The sequence below is a fragment of the Micromonospora nigra genome, from assembly GCF_900091585.1.
Taxonomy (GTDB): Bacteria; Actinomycetota; Actinomycetes; order Mycobacteriales; family Micromonosporaceae; genus Micromonospora; species Micromonospora nigra.
On sequence record NZ_FMHT01000003.1, the window covers coordinates 3,374,949 to 3,396,111 of the forward strand.

17 protein-coding genes and 1 tRNA gene are annotated in these 21,163 nt (G+C 72.6%); 11 read left to right on the forward strand and 7 right to left on the reverse strand.

Going from position 1 to position 21,163, the window contains the following annotated elements:
• Positions 1 to 142 precede the first annotated feature (142 nt).
• The 3 genes from GA0070616_RS14450 to topA all read left to right on the forward strand — a co-directional run bounded on the left by GA0070616_RS14450 (position 143) and on the right by topA (position 4,736).
• Positions 143 to 682 (forward strand): hypothetical protein, encoded by a 540-nt coding sequence (locus tag GA0070616_RS14450; protein WP_091082104.1) that lies wholly within the window; start codon positions 143 to 145, stop codon positions 680 to 682.
• Complete coding sequence (locus GA0070616_RS14455) at positions 679 to 1,446, forward strand: hypothetical protein (RefSeq protein WP_425412999.1); 768 nt, start codon at positions 679 to 681, stop codon at positions 1,444 to 1,446. Before GA0070616_RS14450 ends, GA0070616_RS14455 begins: the two co-directional genes overlap by 4 nt.
• 344 nt (positions 1,447 to 1,790) lie before the next feature.
• Positions 1,791 to 4,736 carry a type I DNA topoisomerase gene (topA, locus tag GA0070616_RS14460; protein WP_091082106.1) on the forward strand — a complete coding sequence of 982 codons (2,946 nt, stop codon included), beginning with the start codon at positions 1,791 to 1,793 and terminating at the stop codon, positions 4,734 to 4,736.
• Positions 4,737 to 4,880: 144 nt separating this feature from the next.
• Here topA and GA0070616_RS14465 read toward each other — a convergent pair whose 3' ends face one another.
• Together GA0070616_RS14465 and GA0070616_RS14470 are read right to left on the reverse strand one after the other, a co-directional pair.
• Positions 4,881 to 5,936 (reverse strand): DUF559 domain-containing protein, encoded by a 1,056-nt coding sequence (locus GA0070616_RS14465; protein WP_245712769.1) that lies wholly within the window; start codon positions 5,934 to 5,936, stop codon positions 4,881 to 4,883.
• A gap of 171 nt (positions 5,937 to 6,107) precedes the next feature.
• Positions 6,108 to 7,421 (reverse strand): D-arabinono-1,4-lactone oxidase, encoded by a 1,314-nt coding sequence (locus GA0070616_RS14470; protein WP_091082108.1) that lies wholly within the window; start codon positions 7,419 to 7,421, stop codon positions 6,108 to 6,110.
• 222 nt (positions 7,422 to 7,643) lie between these two features.
• Here GA0070616_RS14470 and GA0070616_RS14475 point away from each other — a divergent pair, with 222 nt between their 5' ends.
• Positions 7,644 to 8,285, forward strand: a complete 642-nt coding sequence (locus tag GA0070616_RS14475; protein WP_245712972.1) for a TetR/AcrR family transcriptional regulator — start codon at positions 7,644 to 7,646, stop codon at positions 8,283 to 8,285.
• A gap of 127 nt (positions 8,286 to 8,412) precedes the next feature.
• Here GA0070616_RS14475 and GA0070616_RS14480 read toward each other — a convergent pair whose 3' ends face one another.
• Complete coding sequence (locus GA0070616_RS14480) at positions 8,413 to 9,621, reverse strand: amino acid deaminase/aldolase (RefSeq protein ID WP_091082113.1); 1,209 nt, start codon at positions 9,619 to 9,621, stop codon at positions 8,413 to 8,415.
• 147 nt (positions 9,622 to 9,768) lie between these two features.
• On the opposite strand from GA0070616_RS14480, the gene tmk reads away from it, so the two are divergent.
• From tmk to GA0070616_RS14515, 6 genes are all read left to right on the forward strand, one after another.
• Positions 9,769 to 12,297 carry a dTMP kinase gene (gene tmk / locus GA0070616_RS14490; RefSeq protein ID WP_425412945.1) on the forward strand — a complete coding sequence of 843 codons (2,529 nt, stop codon included), beginning with the start codon at positions 9,769 to 9,771 and terminating at the stop codon, positions 12,295 to 12,297.
• The gene (locus GA0070616_RS14495) at positions 12,297 to 13,580 is read left to right on the forward strand and encodes a DNA polymerase III subunit delta' (RefSeq protein ID WP_091082115.1); all 1,284 of its coding nucleotides are present in this window, start codon (positions 12,297 to 12,299) and stop codon (positions 13,578 to 13,580) included. The genes tmk and GA0070616_RS14495 overlap by 1 nt, the downstream gene beginning before the upstream one ends.
• A 158-nt stretch (positions 13,581 to 13,738) precedes the next feature.
• Positions 13,739 to 14,068, forward strand: coding sequence for a YbaB/EbfC family nucleoid-associated protein (locus GA0070616_RS14500; RefSeq protein ID WP_091082118.1), 330 nt, complete (start codon positions 13,739 to 13,741; stop codon positions 14,066 to 14,068).
• A 1-nt stretch (position 14,069) separates the two neighbouring features.
• Positions 14,070 to 14,375, forward strand: a complete 306-nt coding sequence (locus tag GA0070616_RS14505) for a hypothetical protein (RefSeq protein ID WP_091082121.1) — start codon at positions 14,070 to 14,072, stop codon at positions 14,373 to 14,375.
• On the forward strand, positions 14,375 to 15,058 hold the full coding sequence (locus tag GA0070616_RS14510; protein WP_091082124.1) for a hypothetical protein: 684 nt from the start codon (positions 14,375 to 14,377) through the stop codon (positions 15,056 to 15,058). The genes GA0070616_RS14505 and GA0070616_RS14510 overlap by 1 nt, the downstream gene beginning before the upstream one ends.
• Positions 15,059 to 15,195: 137 nt before the next feature.
• Complete coding sequence (locus GA0070616_RS14515; protein WP_091082127.1) at positions 15,196 to 16,035, forward strand: PSP1 domain-containing protein; 840 nt, start codon at positions 15,196 to 15,198, stop codon at positions 16,033 to 16,035.
• Between the two features lie 19 nt (positions 16,036 to 16,054).
• Here GA0070616_RS14515 and GA0070616_RS14520 read toward each other — a convergent pair whose 3' ends face one another.
• Positions 16,055 to 17,839 (reverse strand): metallophosphoesterase family protein, encoded by a 1,785-nt coding sequence (locus GA0070616_RS14520; protein WP_425412946.1) that lies wholly within the window; start codon positions 17,837 to 17,839, stop codon positions 16,055 to 16,057.
• A 123-nt stretch (positions 17,840 to 17,962) separates the two neighbouring features.
• Here GA0070616_RS14520 and GA0070616_RS14525 point away from each other — a divergent pair.
• Positions 17,963 to 18,036: transfer RNA gene (locus GA0070616_RS14525), tRNA-Thr, on the forward strand.
• Between the two features lie 67 nt (positions 18,037 to 18,103).
• On the opposite strand, the gene GA0070616_RS14530 is transcribed toward GA0070616_RS14525, so the two are convergent.
• The 3 genes from GA0070616_RS14530 to GA0070616_RS14540 all read right to left on the reverse strand — a co-directional run bounded on the left by GA0070616_RS14530 (position 18,104) and on the right by GA0070616_RS14540 (position 21,151).
• Positions 18,104 to 18,865, reverse strand: coding sequence for an ABC transporter permease (locus GA0070616_RS14530; RefSeq protein WP_091082130.1), 762 nt, complete (start codon positions 18,863 to 18,865; stop codon positions 18,104 to 18,106).
• Entirely contained in the window at positions 18,862 to 19,815 is a 954-nt protein-coding gene (locus GA0070616_RS14535; RefSeq protein ID WP_091082132.1) for an ATP-binding cassette domain-containing protein, read from the reverse strand. Before GA0070616_RS14535 ends, GA0070616_RS14530 begins: the two co-directional genes overlap by 4 nt.
• Before the next feature lie 493 nt (positions 19,816 to 20,308).
• Positions 20,309 to 21,151 (reverse strand): DUF4097 family beta strand repeat-containing protein, encoded by an 843-nt coding sequence (locus GA0070616_RS14540; protein WP_091082135.1) that lies wholly within the window; start codon positions 21,149 to 21,151, stop codon positions 20,309 to 20,311.
• Positions 21,152 to 21,163: the final 12 nt, after the last annotated feature.

Here is a 21,163-nt window from a genome sequence, read left to right on the forward strand (position 1 = left end):
CACGTCGACCCGGTCCCCGGTCGGCCCGCCAGGCCGGCCGGGGACCGGCGCGTGTCGACCGGCGTCGACAGCTGGCCGGGCCGTGCCGGTCCGCGCCCGCTGACCGGTGCCGGGTCTCGACAGAAGTCGTACGCTGCAACGCATGCGTACGTGCCGGGCGGCAACCGCCGGAAAGCTCACGGTGGTCCTGGCCACGCTCGTCCTCCTGGCCGGCTGCGGCGACGGACCCAGCCCCCGGGCGTGGGCGGCCTCCGTCTGCTCGGCGTTGACCCCGTGGCGGGCCGAGATCAGCAAACTGACCCGGAGCACCGACGAACAGATGACGGCGCAGACCACCCCGGCGCAGGCCAAGGAGAACCTCGTCCGGATGTTCGCCGGGGCCGAGCAGGCCAGTGAGACCGCCCGACGCAGCATCGAGCAGGCCGGCGTCCCGGAGACCGAGCACGGCGAGGAGATCTCGGTCGGGTTCCGCGACTCGCTGGCGAAGATCCGTGACGCGTACGGCCGGGCCCGGGACACCATCGACGGGCTGGGCACCGGCCAGGCCACCGCCTTCTACGACGGCGTCCGGACCGCCGTGGACACCCTGAAAGCCGAGTACGACGCCAGCGCGCTGGACACCAGCCGGCTCAACTCCGAGGAGCTCAAGCGCGCCTTCGACGAGGTGCCCGAGTGTCGCTGAGCGGGGAACGCCGCCCCGGTCAGCCGCAGCTCCGCCGGCCGGGCCGACCACCACCGCCCGGCCCCGGCGACGCGCCGGAGGCGGTGCCGCTGCCGGTGGCGTTTCCCGAACCCGAGCGGTCGGCGCACGACCGGGTCGGTGCCGCAACCACCGCCGCGGGCGCCCCGATCGCCGCCGGGCCCGCCGGTCGGCAGCTGGTCTTCTTCGGCGCCGACACCGCCGAGCCGTCCGTCGCGGACCTCGCCGGGCTGCTCGCGGGGCCGGGCGAGGTGGTACGGATGGGCGGCACCGCCCGGCTGTCGGTGGTGGTCGACGCGGGTTGGCGGGTGCACGTCCTCGTGGCCGAGCTGGCGCAGCGGGGAGTGCCGGCGAGCTGGGAGCCGACGGAGGACGCGCGACACACCGTGCGGACCGCGTACACCCGGATGTTGCTGCCGCTGGCGGCGGCCTGGCTGCGCGGCGCGACACAGCGGCCCCCGACCACCTTCCACCTGACCGGGCGGCGGTTGCGACTGTGGCTGGCGGCGGCGGGGGTCGCCGAGCCGTCGGCCTTCCTGCTGCGGCTGGGCGGCACCGATCCGGACCGGTGGGCCACGGTGGGCGCGGCCCTCGACGCGGCCGGCCTGGCGGGCCGGCTGGTGGAGCCGGGCGAGGGCGGCCCGGCGTACCGGATCACGGGCCGACGCCGGCTGGCGCGGCTCGCCGAGCTGGTGGGCGACCGGCCGGCCGCCGCCCCGGCCACGGCCTGGCCACCCCGGACCTGACTGGTGCCCCGAGGCCGCCCGAGTGGCGGTCCAGGTGAGGAAGGCGACGGCGAGGCCGGCGGTGGCGACGCCGAGGCGTGTGCGGAAAAGGGGCGATACGGTCAGTCGGCGGATCAGCCGACGGGCTGTCGTCGTCACAGTGTTCCGCCTTCGGCCACACCCACGGTGTACGGTGGCGCCGTCCGGCACCTCGTCCCGTGCCCCGGGGCGGATCGCCGCCCGCGAAACCCGGAACGCGGACGGCGCGTTACGTTGGACATCCGGACCGCAGGGGCCCGGAGGGTCGAGTGCGGCCTGAACCGGGCATCGGGCGACCACGAGCAGGAGTGAGGTCGGAGAGAGCCGTGCCGAGCAACGCTGGAACCACCCGTCTGGTCATCGTCGAGTCCCCGGCGAAGGCCAAGACGATCTCGGGCTATCTCGGCCCGGGATACGTCGTGGAGGCCAGCTTCGGGCACGTCCGCGACCTGCCCCGCAACGCCGCCGACGTGCCGGCGAAGTACAAGGGTGAGCCGTGGGCGCGGCTCGGCGTCGACGTGGACAACGGCTTCCACGCCCTCTACGTCGTCTCGCCCGACCGCAAGCAGCAGATCAGCAAGCTGGTGAAGCTGGCCAAGGAGGTCGACGAGATCCTCCTCGCCACGGACGAGGACCGCGAGGGCGAGGCCATCGCCTGGCACCTGGTGGAGACCCTCAAGCCGAAGGTGCCCGTCAAGCGGATGGTCTTCCACGAGATCACCAAGCCGGCCATCCAGGCCGCGGTGGCGAACCCGCGCGAGATCGACCGCGACCTGGTCGACGCCCAGGAGGCCCGGCGCATCCTCGACCGCCTCTACGGCTACGAGGTCTCCCCGGTGCTGTGGAAGAAGGTCATGCCGAAGCTGTCGGCGGGCCGGGTGCAGTCCGTGGCGACCCGGATCGTGGTCGAGCGGGAGCGCCAGCGGATGGCCTTCCGCACCGCCGAGTACTGGAACATCCTCGCCACCCTGGCGGTGGCCGAGCCGGGCGAGGGTCCGCGTACCTTCAACGCCACCCTGGTCGCGCTGGGCGGCGACCGGATCGCCACCGGCAAGGACTTCGAGTCCACCACCGGTCGGGTGAAGCCCGGTGCCGGGGTCGTCCACCTCGACGAGAGCGGGGCGCGAGGGCTGGCCGCCCGTCTGTCGGGTCGGCCGTTCACGGTCACCCGCGTCGAGGAGAAGCCCTACCGCCGCCGCCCGTACGCGCCGTTCATCACCTCCACCCTCCAGCAGGAGGCGGCCCGCAAACTGCGGTTCTCGTCGCAGCAGACGATGCGCACCGCGCAGCGTCTCTACGAGAACGGTTACATCACCTACATGCGTACCGACTCGGTGAACCTGTCGGAGACCGCCATCGCGGCGGCCCGCCGGCAGATCGTCGAGCTGTACGGTGAGCGCAGCGTGCCGCCGGAGCCGCGCCGCTACACCGGCAAGGTGAAGAACGCCCAGGAGGCGCACGAGGCGATCCGCCCCGCCGGGGACAACTTCCGCACCCCCGGTGACGTCGCCAAGGAGCTGTCGGCCGAGGAGTTCAAGCTCTACGAGCTGATCTGGCGGCGCACCATCGCCTCGCAGATGACCGACGCGGTCGGCTCCAGCGTGTCGGTGCGCATCCGCGCGGTCTCCACGGCCGCCGAGGAAGCCGACTTCGGTGCCACCGGCAAGACCATCACCGACCCGGGCTTCCTGCGGGCGTACGTCGAGTCCAGCGACGACGAGAACGCCGAGGCCGAGGACGCCGAGCGCCGGCTGCCGAACCTGGTCAGGGACCAGCCGCTGACCGCCGACGAACTGGCGGCGCAGGGCCACCACACCCAGCCGCCGTCGCGCTACACCGAGGCGTCGCTGGTCAAGGCGCTGGAGGAGCTGGGCATCGGCCGCCCCTCGACGTACGCGTCGATCATGCAGACCATCCAGGACCGCGGGTACGTCGCCAAGCGCGGGCAGGCGATGATCCCGACGTTCCTGGCGTTCGCGGTGATCGGGCTGATGGAGCGGCACTACCCGCGCCTCATCGACTACGACTTCACGGCCAGCATGGAGAACGAGCTGGACGAGATCGCCGGTGGTGACCACGCGGCCGTCGACTTCCTCACCGCCTTCTACTTCGGCACCACGAACGGCACCGGCGACCAGGCCATCGCGCACGCGGGTGGGCTGAAGAAGCTGGTCACCGAGAACCTCAGCGAGATCGACGCGCGCAGCGTCAACTCGATTCCGCTGTTCGTCGACGACGACGGCCGCGAGGTCGTGGTGCGGGTCGGCCGGTACGGGCCGTACCTCCAGCGTGAGCTGCCCGGCGGTGAGCCGGCTGCCGCCTCGCGTGCCGGCGCGGCGGCGCCTGCGGCCGGGTCCTCGGCGGAGGGCGAGGAGGGTGGCGTCGCCCAGGGCGACCGGGCACCGATTCCCGAGGGGCTCGCCCCCGACGAGCTGACGCCCGAGAAGGTGCACGAGCTGTTCCTCGGCGGTGGCGGTGAGCGCAAGCTCGGTGACGACCCGGCCACCGGGGAACCCATCGTGCTCAAGTCGGGCCGGTTCGGCCCGTACGTCTCCAGCGGCGAGCGCAAGTCGTCGCTGCTGCGCACCCAGTCGCCCGACTCGCTCACCTTCGACGAGGCGCTGAAGCTGCTCAGCCTGCCCCGCCTGGTCGGCGTGGCCCCGGACGGGGCCGAGGTGTTCGCCAACAACGGCCGCTACGGCCCGTACGTCAAGCGTGGCGACGAGTTCCGGTCGCTGGACTCCGAGGACAAGCTGTTCACCGTCACCCTCGACGAGGCTCTCGCGCTGCTGGCCGCCCCGAAGACCCGCCAGCGTCGGGCCGCCGCCCCACCACTGCGCGAGATGGGCAACGACCCGCTCACCGAGAAGCCGTTGGTCATCAAGGACGGTCGGTTCGGCCCGTACGTCACCGACGGCGAGACCAACGCCTCGCTGCGGCGCGGGCAGACCCCGGAGGCGCTGACGCTGGAAGAGGCGTCGGAGATGCTGGCCGAGAAGCGGGCCAAGGGGCCGGCGCCGAAGAAGAAGGCGGCACCGAAGAAGGCCGCGGCCAAGAAGGCGCCGGCGAAGAAGGCCACGGCGGCGAAGAAGACGGCCACGGCGGCGAAGTCCACGGCCGCCAAGACGGCGGCGGCGAAGTCCACGGCGGCGAGGACGGCGGCGGCGAAGTCCACGGCCGCCAGGGAGGCGACCACCGCCGAGGCCACGACCGCCCGGAAGGCCCCGGCCAAGAAGGCCGCTCCGCGTAAGGCGACGACCTCGACGGAGTGAGCGATCCGGCGAGATCGGCCGCTCCGCGTAAGGCGACGACCTCGACGGGGTGAGCGATTCGGCGAGATCTTGGTGCGAAAGTGCCCAAGGAGGGGCCGGTGCGTACCAAGATCTCGGGGGTTGGGTGTCCGGCGGCGGCTGGGGTCAGCCGGGCCATCCTGCGGCTTTCAGGGCCGCGTGGATCTGGCCGGTGACGTGGTCGGGCCGGTTGCGCACCGCCCACGCCGGGAACCGCAGGACGCGATCGCCCTCGATCCACAGGTCGTTCTGGCGACGCATGTCGGCCCAGGCTGCGGCCGGATCCAGGTGCTGCCCACCGTCGATCTCCACGTGGACGTGCCACTCCTCGAACGACACGTCCAGGTAGCGGCGGCGGCCCGTGGCATCACGCCGCTCCACCTGCCGCGAGGGTTCGGGCAGGCCGGCACGTCGGACGAGGCCGAGGAAGTCGAGTTCGGCGAGGGAGTGCGACCCGCCCGCCGCGTCGGACGCGGTCTCGGCGATGAGCCGGCGCCGTCGTGCCCGTGGCAGCCGTTCCAGGACCCGGTGCACGTCGTCGCCACCGACCAGACGCTGCTGGAAACCGGCGGCGATGACCGCACGCGCCTGCTCGTCAGTCGCGGCCCACTGGGCGGCGTCGACCAGGGACCGGGCCGGCATCGTCCGCCGGGGCTGCCCGACCGCTAGAACGTCGTCCTCTCCCAGGGTGGTCGTCCGGTGCACCACCACCCCGGGCGGGAGCGAGCGAGTCTGGTGCGTGGCAGGTAGGAGCAGGTGCACCAGCGGGCTTCCGTACCGCCGCAGCCCCCATGCCTCGGCCGCCGTCAGCCCGCCCAGCACCGCCGCGGGTCCGGCGGCGAGGACCGCGATCCAGCGCAGGTGCTCGGCACCGACCGGACCGTTGTGCGTGACGAAGACGGCGCGGTGGACCTTGCGCCAGCGGCCGGTGCCGACCCGGTGGCGGATGGCCTTCGGGGAGAGGTGCTGGCGCGCCTGCTCAAGGCTGATGACGTCGTCCTGGTGGAACAGCGTCCAGGCGAGTTCGTCGGAATCGTCGCTCGGCAGCGCCTTCCGCCAGCCAGCCCATGCCCGCCCCCCAGAACCGCCGGCCCCACCACGTGCACCGGCTCCACCACGTGCACCGGCTCCACCACGTGCACCGGCCCCACCACTCCGGCCCCACCGACCCCCCGCGCTCACCTCCCGCGTTCACCCACTCCCGCGCTCACGCCCTCCCATCTCCACCCCTTCCACGCTCACCCTGCCCCGTAGGAACGCACTCTGTCTGCCCCTGTGGACAGCCCCGAGATCTTGGTACGGATGTGCCCCGGGAGGGGCCGGTCCGTACCAAGATCTACGCAGGAGGTCGGGTCAGGATCCGAGGACGTGGGTCAGGTGCGGGCTGGCGAAGACGCGGTGCGGGTCGAGATGGTCGCGCAGCGACCGGAAGTCGGCCCAGCGGGGGTACGCGGGGGCGAGCGACGCCGCGTCCCGCCAGTGCAGCTTGCCCCAGTGGGGTCGACCGCCGAGCCGGGCGGCCACCTCCTCGAACGCCCGGAAGTACGGCTCGTCCGGTACGCCGACGTACTGGTGCAGAGCGATGTACGCGCTGTCGCGCCCGTACGCGTGCGACAGCCAGATGTCGTCGGCGGCGGCGAAGCGCACCTCGACCGGGAACAGCACCTTGACCGGCAACCGGTCGATGATCCGCCGCAACTCGTCCAGCGCCTCGGGCAGGGCGGTGCGTGGCAGCGCGTACTCCATCTCGGTGAAGCGGACCCGGCGCGGGGTGCAGAAGACCGCGTCGGAGCGGCCGGTGTAGCGGCGTTCGGTGAGGGCCCGGGCGGCGGCGGCGTTGATCAGTGGTGCCAGGGCGGGCACCAGGCGGCCGAGCCGGCAGGCCCCGCCGAACCCGGTGTTGGCGACGAAGTCGTCGTCCAGCCAGCCGCGCCAGCGGGACAGCGGGCGGTCGTCGGCCGGCACCCGGTCGTTGGTCTTGAGCTGCACCCGCTCGGTGTAGGGGAACCAGAAGAACTCGGCGTGGTCGTGCCTGTCGAGCAGGGCGGGCAGGTCGGCGAGTACGGCGGACAGCGAGGCGGGACGTTCGTGCGCGAGCAGGACGAACGCGTCGACGCAGCGTAGGGTCACGTCGACGAGGACGCCGAGCGCGCCGAGGGAGACCCGGGCGGCGGCGAACACGTCGGGGTGTTCGTCGGCGGAGCAGTGCAGGATCTCGCCGGTGCCGGTGACCAGGGTGAGCGCCTCGACGAAGGTGGACAGGCAGCCGTGGGCCGTGCCGGTGCCGTGGGTGCCGGTGGAGATGGCGCCGGCGACCGTCTGGGCGTCGATGTCGCCGAGGTTGGGCAGGGCGAGTCCGTGGTCGTGGAGCAGGGCGTTGAGTGTCCGTAACGTCATCGCGGCCGGTACGGTGGCGAGTCGGCGATCGACGTCCACCCGTACGTCGGTGGCCAGGTCGGCCAGTTCCATCCGCTGCCCGTCGGCGACCGCGACGGGGGCGAAGGAGTGGCCGGCACCGACCGGCCGGATCCGCTCACCCGAGGCGGAGGCGGCTATGACATGTGCCGCGACCTCGTCGACAGTGGTGGGGCGCAGCACAGCGGTGGCAACGCTGCGCTGGTTGCCCGCCCAGTTCGACCAGGCGGCGGCGGGGGCGGTGACGGCCATCGGCGCTCCTCGAGATGAATATGAACCGAATTCATATCAGGAACGTTATCCCTGGTAAATACCGCAATCGAGGTTTGCTCGTTGTACCGGTAGTCACGAACTCGTGACGTGCAGATATGTTCATCCGTCGAGAGGGGGTGGCGAGTGTCCACTTCAGCCGCCACGACCGGGCCGCTTCGTCGCGTACCGGTGCAGGGTCGAAGTGTGGCGCGGGTCCAGCGGATGCTGGACGCCTGCGCGGAGCTCGTCGACGAGGTGGGGTACGAGGGACTGACCACCACCCTCCTCGCCGAGCGTGCCGAGGTGGCGATCGGCTCGGTCTACCAGTTCTTCCCGGACAAGCGGGCCATCGTGCAGGCGCTGACCCTGCGCACGATGGAGTCCTACCTCCAGCGACTCGACGAGCGCTTCGCCTCGGACGACCTGACCCACTGGTGGGACGGCGTCGACGCGGGTATCGACGAGTATATCTCGATGCACCGCACTGTTCCCGGCTTCCGCACCCTGCACTTCGGCGACGTGGTCGACCTGCACCTGCTCGACGAGCAGCGGGACAACAACGGCGTGATCGCCGACCAGTTGGCCCGGGTGCTCACCGAACGCTTCGGCCTGACCGACGTGCCTGATCTGCGCTTCCACCTGGAGATCGCGGTGGAGGCGGCCGACGCGCTGATCAAGCTGGCGTTCCGCCGGCTGCCCGACGGCGACGACCGGGTGCTGACCGAGGCAAAGGCGCTGATCCGCGAGTACCTGCACCGCCAGGTCGACGCGCGGGACGCCGCCGCAGCCGATGCCGCCGCATCCGACGCCGCCGCAGATGTTGCCGTCGATGCCGCCGGCGAGCCGGCCGCCCGGACCGCCTGACTCCGGTATCCGGCTCACCGGCCGGTCCCCTGCCGGCGCGCCGTCACCCCGGGCATCCCGCCCGCCCGCGGTCGTGTCGTCGGCGGCACCCGACCGGTGCCACCACTGCGCCGGGGTGGCGGCGACCTCACAGGAACGCGTGGCCCTCGCCGCGGTACGTGGGCACGGTCGCCACCACGGAGTCCCCCTCGACGAGGTGCAGCTCGTTGACGCGTTCGCACAGCTCGCCGGCCTTGGCGTGGCGGAACCACACCCGGTCTCCCACCCGTAGCCCGGCCGCCGACGCCCCGGTCACGGGGGTCTGCACCTCGCCGGCGCCCTCGGTGCCGACCAGTTTCAGCCCGGCGGGCAGCCACGGGCGGGGGAGCCGGCTGTCCGCCGCCGGGCCCGAGGCGATCCAGCCGCCGCCGAGCACGGTGGCGACCGTCGGGTTGGGCCGGCGGACCACCGCGCAGGCGAAGAAGGCCGCCGGGGTGGGCCGCCACGCCCGGTACGCGTCGAACAGCGTCGGCCCGTACAGCCCCGAGCCCGCGGTGACCTCGGTGACCGCGGGGTCGGCGCTGGTGGCGGCCACGCTGCCGGTGCCGCCTCCGTTGACGAACTCCAGCTCCGCGTGCTCACGGACGGCGGTGACCGCCGCACCCCGGCGGGCCAGCAGCTCACGGTAGGAACCGCGCTGGGCCAGCCTGATCGCGGTGGCGAGTACCGCCTGCCGCGGCGGCGCGTCGCCCAGGCCGGCGATCTGTGCCTCGTACGACATCAGCCCGACCAGCCGGAAGCCCGGCCGGGCGGCGATGGTGGCGGCCAGTCGGCCGGCCGCCCGGGCGCTGTGCACGGGGGACCGGCGCACCCCGACGTGCAGCCGTCCCCGCACCAGCCGCCAGGAGGCGTCCAGGTCGAGGCAGACGCGCAGGTCGGGTCGGCGGGTCGGGGCGCACACCGCGTCGACGAGGTCCAGTTGCCCGGTGTCGTCGACCATCAGGGTGACGGCGGCGGCGAGTGCCGGTTCGGCGGCCAGCTCGGCCAGCGCGGCCCGGTCGGCGGTGGGGTACGCCACCAGGGCGTCGTCGGTCACCCCGGCGCGTACCAGCCAGATCGCCTCGGGCAGGGTGAAGGCCATCACGCCCCGCCAGCCGGGGCGGTCGAGCGTACGGGAGATCATGGCTCGGGCCCGGACCGACTTGCTGGCGACCCGCAGGGGCTTGCCGCCGGCGCGGGCGGTGAGCGCGGCGGCGTTGGCGTCGAGGGCCGGAAGGTCGACCACCGCGTACGGCGGGTCGAGGTGTGCGGTCGCCCGGTCCAGCCGGTTCCGCAGGATGTCGCTGTCGGTCGCCACGTGTGCACGCTAACTGTCGAACGGTCAATGCGAAAAGCCCTCGCGTCCGCCCGGCTGCGCGCAGTGGCGACGGCGGCCTAGGCTCGGCGAGCAGGCAATGTCACGGCGGGCAACGCCTACCGCCGGGTCTAGAGTGTTCCACCGGGGGTGCCCAGTGATGGGCCGGCACGTGGAGGTACGGCCATCGAAAGCCAGTTCAACGGCGAGTCGCCCGGCGTGTCGCCGTCGGAGAACGAGTCCGGCGGCGCCGCCCGGCCGTCCGCCGACGCCGCCCACCAGTCCGGCACCGCCGACGCCGACGCCGCCCACCAGTCCGGCACCGCCGACGCCGACGCCGCCCACCAGTCCGGCACCGCCGACGCCGACGCCGCCCACCAGTCCGGCACCGCCGACGCCGACGCCGCCCGCCGGCCCGGCACCGCCGACGCCGACGCCGCCCGCCGGCCCGGCACCGCCGACGCCGACGCCGCCCATGAGCGCGGTACCGCCCACGCAGGCACCCCGCCGGCCGGTCCGGAGGGTCGCTCCGGCGGCCAGTCCGCAGCCGACCTGTCCGGGTACGCCGGCATCCGGTCCGTCCTGCGCATCCGGCCGTTCCGCCGGCTCTGGATCGTCCTCGGCGCGGCCTCCTTCGGCGACTGGTTCGGCCTGCTGGCCACCTCCGTGTTCGCCGCCTCGCAGGTCGAGGGCAGCACGGCCAAGGGCGCGGCCTTCGGTGCCACCATCTCGATCCGGCTGCTGCCCGCCCTGGTCCTCGGGCCGATCGCCGGCGTGCTCGCCGACCGGTTCGACCGGCGCTGGACGATGGTCATCTGCGACGTCCTGCGGTTCCTGCTGTTCGCCTCGATCCCGCTGGTCGCACTGCTGGGCGCGAGCAGCGCCGTCGTCGTCGGCTGGGCGCTGGTCGCGACCTTCCTGATCGAGTCGATCACCCTGCTGTGGATCCCGGCCAAGGAGGCCGCGGTCCCCAACCTGATCCCGCGCGCCCGGCTGGAGGCGGCCAACCAGCTCACGCTGATCACCACGTACGGCCTCACGCCCGTCTTCGCCGCGCTGGTCCTCGCCGCGCTGGACGCCGCCGTCCGGGGCGCGGTGCCCGGGAACCCGCCCGACTGGGCCGAGCCCGCCCAGTTGGCGCTCTGGGTCAACGCGTTCTCCCGCCTCGCCACCGCCCTGGTGGTGGCGTACGGCATCAAGGAGATCAGCCACGGCCAGGCCGCCGAACGGGGCCGCACCGAGCAGAGCATGCTGCGCCAGTTCACCGACGGCTGGAAGTTCATCGGCAAGACGCCGCTGGTGCGGGGCCTGGTGCTCGGCATCTTCGGGGCCTTCGCCGGCGGCGGCATCGTGATCGGCACCGCCAAGTTCTTCGCCAACTCGCTCGGCGCCGGCGACGCCGCCTTCTACCTCCTCTTCGGCGCGATCTTCGTCGGCCTGGCCCTCGGCATCGGGCTCGGCCCGCTGATCGTCAAGGAGATGTCCCGGCGACGCTGGTTCGGCATGAGCATCGTGCTGGCCAGCGCCTCGGTGATGACCCTCGCCTTCGCCATCCACCTGTCCATGGCGATGGTCGGTGCGATCCTCGTCGGCGCGGGCGCCGGCATGGCCTTCCTGTCCGGCACCACCCTGCTCGGTGGGGAGATCGCCGACGAGGTACGCGGCCGGGTCTTCGCCGTGGTGCAGATCGGCACCCGGCTCGTGCTGATCCTCGCCATCGGCCTGAGCAGCCTGCTCGCCGGGGTCGGCGGATCCCGCACCCTGGAGATCGCCGACCTGGGGGTCTCCATCTCGTCGACCCGACTGCTGCTGCTGGCCGCCGGTGCCGCCGGCATCGTCGCCGGGATCAGTGCGTTCGGGCAGATGGACGACAAGAAGGGCGTGCCGGTTCTCGCCGACCTGTGGGGCTCGATCCGGGGCCGCCCGCTGATGCCGGCCGAGCCGTTCGTCTCCGCCGGTCTGTTCGTGGTCTTCGAGGGCGGCGAGGGGGCGGGCAAGTCCACCCAGCTCACCCGACTGGCCGAGCGGCTGCGTGAGCAGGGCCGCGACGTGGTGGTCACCCGCGAACCCGGGGCCACCGCCATGGGGGCGCGGATCCGCTCGCTGCTGCTCGACAGCTCCGGCGTGGAGGCACCGTCCCCGCGTGCCGAGGCGCTGCTCTACGCCGCCGACCGGGCCCACCACGTGGCCACCGTCGTCCGCCCGGCGCTCGTGCGGGGTGCGGTGGTGGTCAGCGACCGGTACGTCGACTCGTCCCTGGCATACCAGGGCGCGGGCCGGACGCTGCCCGTCGAGGAGGTCTCCTGGCTCTCGTCCTGGGCCACCGGAGGGCTCAAGCCCGACCTGGTGGTGCTGCTCGACGTCGACCCGCGCACCGGGCTGTCCCGCGTGGCGGCACGCAACGAGGGCACCGACCGGCTGGAGGCCGAGTCGGTGGCCTTCCACGAACGCGTCCGGTACGCCTTCCTCGACCTCGCCGTCGCCGACCCGAAGCGTTACCTGGTGCTCGACGCCTCCCGGTCCGCCGAGGAGATCGCCGGGCAGGTGGTCGCCCGGATCGAGGAGATGCTGCTGGGAGCATCCGGCGGCGTCGTGCACCAGCGCCCGGCGCAGGGGCCGGACACCTCGGTGCAGTCCGAGTTATCCGACCCGGAGCTGGTGACGACGGAGCGGACGTGATGCCCGACGTCTTCGCCGACCTGGTCGGCCAGGACGAGGCGGTCGGCACCCTGCGCCGCGCCGCGGCGGCGGCCGCCGCCGTGCTGCGCGCCGCAACGGGCCGTCCCGGGGAGGCCGCCGAGCTGTCCGCCGCCACGGCCGAACCAGGGGACGCCGAGGTGGCCCCGGGCGCGGGTGGTGTCGCGGCCGGCGACCCCGGTGCGGGGATGACCCACGCCTGGATCTTCACCGGGCCACCCGGGTCGGGGCGGTCCGTCGCCGCGCGGGCCTTCGCCGCGGCGTTGCAGTGCGCGCACGGCACCGGCTGCGGCACCTGCCCCGGCTGCCACACCACCATGACCGGCACCCACGCCGACGTGCGGCTGGTGGTGCCGGAGGGGCTCTCCATCGGCGTCAACGAGATGCGGGCGCTGGTGCTGCGCGCCGCCAGCACCCCGTCGGGCGGGCGCTGGCAGGTCGTGATCATCGAGGACGCGGACCGGCTCACCGAGGCCGCCGGAAACGCACTGCTCAAGGCCGTCGAGGAGCCGCCGCCGCGTACCGTCTTCCTGCTCTGCGCCCCGTCGACCCACCCGGACGACATCTCGGTGACGATCCGGTCCCGCTGCCGGGTCGTACCGCTGCGGCAGCCGCCGGCCGGCGCGGTGGCCGAGGTGCTGGAACGGCGGGACGGCATCACGCCCGACGTGGCCCGATGGGCGGCGGCGGCCGCGCAGGGGCACGTGGGTCGGGCCCGGCGGCTGGCCCGTGACCCGGAGGCGCGTGCCCGGCGGGAGGCGGTGCTGGCCGTGCCGCGCCGGTTGACCGGGGTCGGGGCCGCCTTCGACGCGGCTTCCGCGCTGATCGAGGCGGCCGAGGCGGAGGCCGCCGTCTCGGTGGCGGAGAGCGACGCGGCCGAGCGGGCGGCGCTGGAGACCGCCCTCGGCGCGGGCGGCACCGGGCGGGGCGCGGCCGGCGCCATCCGGGGTGCCGCGGGACAGCTGAAGGACCTGGAGAAGCGGCAGAAGTCGCGGGCCACCCGGGCCCAGCGGGACGCGCTCGACCGGGCGCTGGTCGACCTGGCGGGCTTCTACCGGGACGCGGTGGCCATGGCGCTGCGTGCCCCCGTCGACCCGGTGCACGTCGACACGGCCGCGCTGGCCGGCGCGGGCGCGCAGAAGTGGCAGGCGGAGGGGGCGTTGCGCCGCCTGGAGGCGGTCCTGGCGTGCCGGGCGGCGATCGAGGCGAACGTGAAGCCGAGGATCGCCGTCGAGGCGATGATGCTCGCCCTCTGGAAGGGCTGATCCGGGCGCGTGCCGAGGGCGGTCCGGGGCGGTGGATCCCGTCGGCCGGACCGGTTGTCCACAGGCATCGACAGGCGCAATTCGGGTGCGGTACGGTCCGGTGTGCCGTGGTGACGGTGGTGGCACACTGAGTGAGCAGTCCGGGGAGGAGTTCGCCGATGCCGCGGGGGGAGATCGACGAGGCCTGGATCGAGGAAGCCGTGCGGCGCTACCGCCGCATCGAGTCCCTCCAGGCCGAGTTCGACCAGGCGGTGACGACGGTCGAGGTGACCGTCCGGTCGCCGGACGGTCTGGTCGAGGTCGTCGTGACCGCCGCCGGCCGGGTCACCGACGTGCGTTTCCTCGGCCCGCTGCACACCCGCCACCCGCGTGACGTCGCCGCCTCGGTGCGGGCTGCGGTGACCGCCTCGGCCGATGCCGCCCAGTGGGCGCGCGAGAAGCTCCACAACGAGACCTTCGTCGCCTACCGGCCGCTCGCGGGAGCCTGAGATGGATGTGCTGCGCACCCTCGCCGGCCGTCTCGACGAGGCTGCCGCCGACCTCAGCGGCGTGTCCCGCGCGGTCACCGCGGGCGACCCCCCGCAGGTCGCCTTCGGTGCCGACGCGGCCGGCCGGCCGGGTGAGATCGGTCGTGCGCTGCACCGGCAGTGGGTGGAGGCGACCGGTGACCGGGCCCGCGAGGCGCACGCGGCGGCGGCGCAACTGGCGGCCGCGGCGAACGCCGTCCGGAGCACGGCCGACCACTACGCCGACACCGACGCCGGTGCCCGTCGCCGCCTGCTCGGGGAGGGGTGATGGACGCCCTCGACCGGCTCGCTGAACCGGGCCTCGACCTGCTGGGCCGGGTCGACGCGCTGCTCGCCGCCGGTGCTCCCGAGGGGCACCGGGTGTGGCCGTTGCTGCGCCGCATGCAGGTGCTTCCCGGCGAGGCGGTGCGTGCCTTCCTCGACCTGCGGGCCGCGCCGCTGACGGCCGCCGGTCACGCGGTCCGACGGCAGGTCCGGGGGTACGACGACGCCGGTGCCGCGCTGACCGATCAGCTGCTCTGGTCGGGGCCGGCCGCTGAGGCGTACGGGCGGGCGAGGGCGTCCCTGCTGCACCACTTCGACGAGGGTCCGGAGAGCCTCGTCGGGCGGCTGGAATCCACCGCGGGTTACGCCGACGCGCTGGCCGACTGGGTGGAGGGCAGCCGGCTCGCCCTGGCCCGGGCGCTCGCCGACGTGCTGGGCTCCGCCGACGCGGTGGCAGTGGTCGCGGCGACCTCGGCACGCGGGCCCGGGGATCCGGCGGCCCCGTCGACCACGGGTGCGCCCCAGGCCGCCGAGATCGCGGCACGGGTGCTGGCGGTGCTGTGCGTCGCGTACGACGGTGCGGAGACCCTGCTCCGCCAGTGGGCGCCGAGCCTCAGGGAGTCCCGTTGGCGCGCTCCCGCCCCGGTGCAGCCCCTGCGCGAGACATCCACCCGAGTCGGCTGGTGAGCATCCGGTCGGGTAGCGCCGTCCCCGCCCAGACCGGCCGCACATCGGTTGATTCGACAACGGTGGATGGCGACGCCGGTGTTCGTCCCGCGACGAGCGGGTGCGCCGGAGCGCCCGTGGCGACGTAGGGTGAGGGAATGGGCATGCTCTGCGCCGTCAGCTTCCACCGGTACGGGCGCCTCTACTATCTCGATCCCGGCGAACTGCGCCCGCAGGTGGGCGACCGGGTGCTGGTGCCGACCGACGACGGGCCGGAGGTGGCCGAGTGCGTCTGGGCCGCCCAGTGGGTCACCGAGGACACGGACGGCTTCCCCCGCCTCGCCGGGCTCGCGCAGGAGGACGATCTGCGCCGCGACGAGACGCTGCGGCGCCGCAAGGCGGAGGCCAAGGTCGCCGCGAAACGGCTGATCCGGGAGCACGGCCTGCCGATGAAGGTGGTCGCCGTCGACCACGCCCTCGGCGGGCCCGACGGTGGCGGCGAGCGGAGCACGATCTACTTCACCGCGCCGCACCGGGTGGACTTCCGGTCTCTCGTCCGGGACCTCGGAGCGACCCTGCACTGCCGGGTCGAGCTGCGCCAGCTGTCCGCCCGCGACTCCGCCCGGGTGCAGGGTGGCATCGGCTCCTGCGGACGTGACCTGTGCTGCGCCACCTTCCTCAACGACTTCGAGCCGGTGACCATCCGGATGGCGAAGGACCAGGATCTGCCCCTCAACCCGCTGCGCATCTCCGGCGCGTGCGGGCGGTTGATGTGCTGCCTGAAGTACGAACATCCGCTGTACCAGAAGTTCCAGGAGTCCGCCCCGGCGATCGGTTCCCGGGTGTCGACACCGGAGGGGGACGGCCGGGTCGTCGGCCACAGCGTCCCCCGGGACGCCGTGACGGTCCGGCTGGACGCCGACGGCTCCCGCTGTTCCTGCTCGCGTGCCTCCGTCTGCGGCCCCCGCCAGGCCCACGACCAGCACTACACCACCTGATCGGCCGCCACCGCCCGGGTCAGGTGAGGGTGATCGGCGGTTCCGCCAGCCGAGGGGTCAGCGGGGTGCGGGGGGCCAGCCAGGAGGATTCCGGCGAGTCGTCGGGGTTCAGCTCCCAGTCGCGGGCCACCCGGTCGACGGCGACCGGGTAGAGGGTGAGCGTGCCGTCCGGGTCGATGCGCATCCGCAGGAACGCCTTCGCGTCCTCGATTCCCTGGCCGGCGAACAGTTCGTTGACGTTCACCCCGAAGATGCTCGCCACCAGCAGGTACGCCGCCACGAGCTGGCTGGCCACCAGGCCGCTGACCGGCCCGTAGAACGCCGCCGCGGCGACCGCCGGCAGCGGCCACGACCAGTCGTGGAACGGCAGTTCCAGCCAGGCCCAGCTGCCTGCGGCGGCCAGCCCGACGTGCGCCACGCCGTGCCCCAACCCGAGAATCCAGTGCCGGGCCCGCCGCTTGCCACCGGAACTCGGCGGCTTGGCGAACAACGCCGCCGCCAGCACGGTCACCAGCACCATGGCCACCAGCGGCACGCTGAACAGCCGTTGGTCGGTGGCGTTCTCGCGGTACTCGGCCACCCCCACCATCGCCAGCATCAGCAGCGTGTGCAGGATGCCGAGCAGCGAGGCGAAGCCGGGGTTGCGCCGGGGCAGTCGGGCGAAGATCCCCCAGCCGTACCGCCGGGAACGCGCCGCGTCCGGGTAGCGGCCCGCCAGTTCGTACGGCAGGGACGGGCTGGACCGCCGCGCGAGGGTGTCGTGCGGGGGGACCGCGATGCGCTGCGGGAGCTTGTGCGTCGGATACAGGTACGCGCCACCGCCGCCGCAGGTGACCAGTTGCCGCTCCGGGCCCGCGTAGCGGGCATAGTGGTGCAGGTCCCCGGAGATCAGGAGCCGTACCTGCGCCCCGCTGGGCGCGACGATCGTGCGGATGAAGTAGTCGATCGAGTCGTACGCCGTGGGATGGTCGACGGCCTTGACCCAGGCGGGTGCCGGCACCGCAAGGATCACCCGGCTCTGCGGTCCCAGCCTCGTCGCCACCTCGTCGAAGTAGGCGAGCTGCGGGTCGTCGAGGTACGACCCGGACTGGTCGTCGATGCCGAGCAGCCACCAGTCGGCGGGGAGTTCCACCGCGAAGTACGACCGGGACTGGCCGGTGCCCCAGCCGGCGAAGTGCCGGTCCCGGGACCGGACGAACAGCCGCAGGAAGGCGGTCAGTCCGTCGTACCAGTCGTGGTTGCCGGGTAACGCGAAGATCGTCGGCTGCTCGGGTGGGGTCACCGGCAGCGCGGCCTGGTAGGGACCCTTGCACCGGTCCTCGTACGCCTCGTAGGCCGCTGACGGGTACACCTGGTCGCCGCCCATCACCAGCGTCTGCGCCCGGGGTAGCCGGTGCCCGTCCACGTCCAGCTCGCGCTGGGCGAGCAGGTACGCCACCGAGTACGTGGCGTCGAAGCCGTCGCCCAGGTCGGCCACGTAGTCGAGCCAGAGCCCACCGTCGGGTCCGACCTGCCGGCCGATGCGCGCCGGCAGCGCGCTCTGCATCTCCCGTTTGTCCAGGTACGCCCCGAAGAGTATGGCCAGCAGCGTACGGATGCCGGTGCTGACCAGCAGGAACGGCGCGAGCCACGGCACCGGCCCGCGCGGCGTGAAGCCCAGCTCACGCGGATCGGTGCTGCGCGGCCGGCGGGCGGGACGACCACCCGAGGCCTCCACGGCGTGCGGCCCGGCCGGCGGTGGCTCACCCGGCTGGCCGGTCGGCGGGGTGGTGTGCGGGTCGACGGGGGAGCGATCGTCGGTCACCCGCCGCAGCGTAGCCCGGATCCGAGTGGGCTGCCGTCCGGGAAGGAGTCGGATGTCCGGTTGCAGAAACAGGGATCCCCGCTCGGTCTTCGGCGGGGTCGTGCCGTAGACTCGACGATCGTTGCCGCCTTAGCTCAGTCGGCTAGAGCGACGCACTCGTAATGCGTAGGTCGACGGTTCGATTCCGTCAGGCGGCTCGGTGCCGAAGCCCAGGTCATCGACCTGGGCTTCGCCGCTTTCCGAGGCTGACGGATCTGGTCGGCGTCACGCTCGCTTCTTGAACGTCGAGACCGCCCACACGTATCCGACCAGGGTGAACCCAACACACCAGGCGACGGCCACGATCGCGTCGCTGCTCGACGGGTTGCCCGTCAGCAGCCCGCGCAGCGTCTCGATGATCGGGGTGAAGGGCTGGTGCTCCGCGAACTGTCGCACCCCGAACCCCATCGTGTCCGCGGGCACGAACGCACTGCTCAGGAACGGCAGCATGATCAGCGGAACGGTGGCCAGACCCGCTGATTCCACGGTCTTCGCCGCCAGGCCCATGGCGACCGTGAGCCAACCGGCCGCGAAGCTGAGCAGCACGATGACACCGACCGCGCCCAGCCAGTCAAGGGCGCTCGCGGCCGGGTCGAACCCCATCGCGAAGGCGACGCCGATGATGGCCGCGCAGGCCACCAGGCAGCGCAGCGTGGTCACGACGACGTGCCCGGTCAGCACGGAACCGCGGGAGACGTCCATGACCTTGAACCGGTTGATGATGCCCTTGGTCATGTCGGAGTTCACCGCCGTCGCGGTGGCCCCGAGGCCGTAGCCGATGGCCATCACCAGCAGCCCGGGCGTCGCATAGTCGATGTAGTCGGACCCGACGCTGAACGCGCCCCCGAACACCTTCACGAACATCAACATGATCACGATGGGGAACAGGATCGCGTTGAACACCGTGAGCGGATTCCGGAACGTGTGCTTGAAGTTGCGCCGCAGCATGATCGCCGAGTCGCCGAACGCCGTCGAGAGAGCGCTCATCGCGCGATCGCCTCCTTGCTCGTGGGCTTGGTGCTCGTCTGGTCGGTCAGGGCCAGGAAGACGTCGTCGAGGTCCGGCGTGCGTACGGAGAACTCCTGGGCGTTGATCGACTGCTGGTCGAGCCGGTTCAGCAGGGCCACCAGCGACCTCGATTCGCCGTCGTGGGGCACCCGCAGGGTCAGCTCCTCGTCGTCGCGGGTGGACTCGGGCAGGAGCCGCGCCGCCGTCTCGAGTTCGTGGATTTCGGCGAACCGGAACTGCACATGACTGCCGCCGACCTGGCGCTTGAGCTCCTCGGGGGTGCCCTCGGCGACCAGGCGGCCCTGGTGGAGCACCGCGATCTGGTCGGCGAGCTGGTCGGCCTCCTCGAGGTACTGGGTGGTCAGGAAGATGGTGCCGCCCTCGGCCACCAGCTCCCGGACGATCGCCCACATGGTGCGCCTACTTCGGGGGTCGAGACCCGTCGTCGGCTCGTCCAGGAAGATGATCTGCGGGTTGCCGACCAGCGTCATCGCCAGGTCCAGCTTCCGGCGCATACCGCCGGAGTAGGTCGACACCATCCTGTCCGCCGACTCCACCAGGTCGAACCGCTCCAGCAGTCGCGTGACGATCGGGTCGCTCGAGCGTATGTGCTTGAGGTCCGCCATCAGTTGGAGGTTCTCGCGGCCCGACAACAGATCGTCCACTGCGGCGAACTGACCGGTCACACCGATGGCGGCGCGCACCTGCCTGGTCGCGGTCGCCACGTCGTGCCCGGCGACGCGGATTGTTCCGGCGTCAGCCTTCAGCAACGTCGTGAGGACGTTCACCATCGTCGTCTTGCCCGCCCCGTTCGGGCCGAGCAGGGAGTAGATCGATCCCGGAGCGACGGTGAGGTCGATGCCGTCGAGCACGACCTTGTCGCCATATGCTTTTCGCAGTCCGGAAACCGCAATCGCCGAACGTGTCATCTCTCCATCACTCTCATCGGAGCTGCCCTTTCAGATGTCGTCGCGCGCCGGATCGCTGTCCTTCGCGGAGCGTCGGACGAAACCACTGATCGCGTGTGTTGGCCGAAGCCGTGGGCGGTGGTGCGGAGGGCACTGTGCACTGGCTGTCGTGCACTCTCGTGGGATTGTTGTTGCGGACCCACCATCGAGTGCCGGTCGGTGACACCGCGCTTCGCGTCAGCCGCCGAACGGCGTCGATGTGTGCAGAAGCGATCAACGAGGCGCTCGTACGACCGCTCAGGAAACTGGCCTCGCCCCGGTGGCACGGTGAACCTGACGGGACGGTGAAGGGGTGCGTTGGTCGTGACCGCGTGACGTTCCGAGGCGTGGGCCGGAAGCAGCGGGCACGGGCCGCCCTTCCGGCCGTGTGGCGGCGGCGTTTCCCGGGCTGGGCACCGACAGCCAACGGTTTCGTGGTCGGCCACCGGGAGGACGTGGCGGTCCTCCCGGTGGATCAGGAGCGTCGAACGGTGATGTCGCCGAAGGAGGTGCGGCCGCGTACGGCGACCTTGCTGTCGGTCTGGGGTTCGGTGATGTGTTCGAGTTGGTTGTCGACTCGGCCGAAGTTCGTCTGGACCTCGAGCTTGGCGGCGACCCCGTCGGCTATGCCGATGTCGAGGTTGCCGGCGGAGGTGGCGAGGGTGGTCGAGCCGCGGGCCACCTCGTCGACGCGGATGCTGCCGTTGGTGGTCTTCGCGTCGACGTCGGCGGCGGCGTGGTGAATGTGGATGTTGCCGTTGGAGGTGCGGATCCGCAGGTCGCCCGTGGCGGTGTCGATGGTGGTGTTGCCGTTGGAGTTCTTGATCACCGCGGTGCCGTCGATCCTGGTGATGTGGATGGTGCCGGTGCCGGTGCGGATGTCGGCGTCGCCGGTGACGCTGTCGGCGGTGACGTGGCCGGCGGCGGTCGCCAGCCGCAGTGGGCCGGCTTGTTCGAGCCCGATGTTGCCGGCCGAGGTCTCGAGTTGGCACTGCCCGAGCTGGCCGGTGCCGCGGATGTCGCCGGCCTGTAGTTCGGCGGACAGGTGGGAGCCGCTCGGCAGTTCGATGGACACGATGACGTGCTTGGACCTGCGGGAGAAGTCGAAGGCGCCCGCCTTCGGACCGGTGATGCGCAGGGTGCCGTCGGTGTAGTCGACCTTGACCTGTCGAGCTGCCTTCACGTCGGAATCGTCGGTGTCGTTGCCGGGGCGGACGTCGACGACGGTGTCGGCGCGGTCGGTTGCGGTGACCTGCAGGTGGCCGGCGCCGAGGTCGACCGTGACGGCGATCGGTGCGGGGGTCTGGAAGGTGGGCATGTTTCCTCCGGT

Excerpts from the sequence above, each read along its gene's own strand:
- GA0070616_RS14450 (WP_091082104.1), top strand. The coding sequence starts at position 143 with ATGCGTACGTGCCGGGCGGCAACCGCCGGAAAGCTCACGGTGGTCCTG.
- GA0070616_RS14470 (WP_091082108.1), bottom strand. The coding sequence starts at position 7,421 with ATGGCCGTCACCGCCCCCGCCGCCGCCTGGTCGAACTGGGCGGGCAAC.
- GA0070616_RS14475 (WP_245712972.1), top strand. The coding sequence starts at position 7,644 with ATGCTGGACGCCTGCGCGGAGCTCGTCGACGAGGTGGGGTACGAGGGA.
- GA0070616_RS14495 (WP_091082115.1), top strand. The coding sequence starts at position 12,297 with ATGCCCGACGTCTTCGCCGACCTGGTCGGCCAGGACGAGGCGGTCGGC.
- GA0070616_RS14500 (WP_091082118.1), top strand. The coding sequence starts at position 13,739 with ATGCCGCGGGGGGAGATCGACGAGGCCTGGATCGAGGAAGCCGTGCGG.
- GA0070616_RS14505 (WP_091082121.1), top strand. The coding sequence starts at position 14,070 with ATGGATGTGCTGCGCACCCTCGCCGGCCGTCTCGACGAGGCTGCCGCC.
- GA0070616_RS14510 (WP_091082124.1), top strand. The coding sequence starts at position 14,375 with ATGGACGCCCTCGACCGGCTCGCTGAACCGGGCCTCGACCTGCTGGGC.
- GA0070616_RS14515 (WP_091082127.1), top strand. The coding sequence starts at position 15,196 with ATGGGCATGCTCTGCGCCGTCAGCTTCCACCGGTACGGGCGCCTCTAC.
- GA0070616_RS14530 (WP_091082130.1), bottom strand. The coding sequence starts at position 18,865 with ATGAGCGCTCTCTCGACGGCGTTCGGCGACTCGGCGATCATGCTGCGG.
- GA0070616_RS14535 (WP_091082132.1), bottom strand. The coding sequence starts at position 19,815 with ATGACACGTTCGGCGATTGCGGTTTCCGGACTGCGAAAAGCATATGGC.
- GA0070616_RS14540 (WP_091082135.1), bottom strand. The coding sequence starts at position 21,151 with ATGCCCACCTTCCAGACCCCCGCACCGATCGCCGTCACGGTCGACCTC.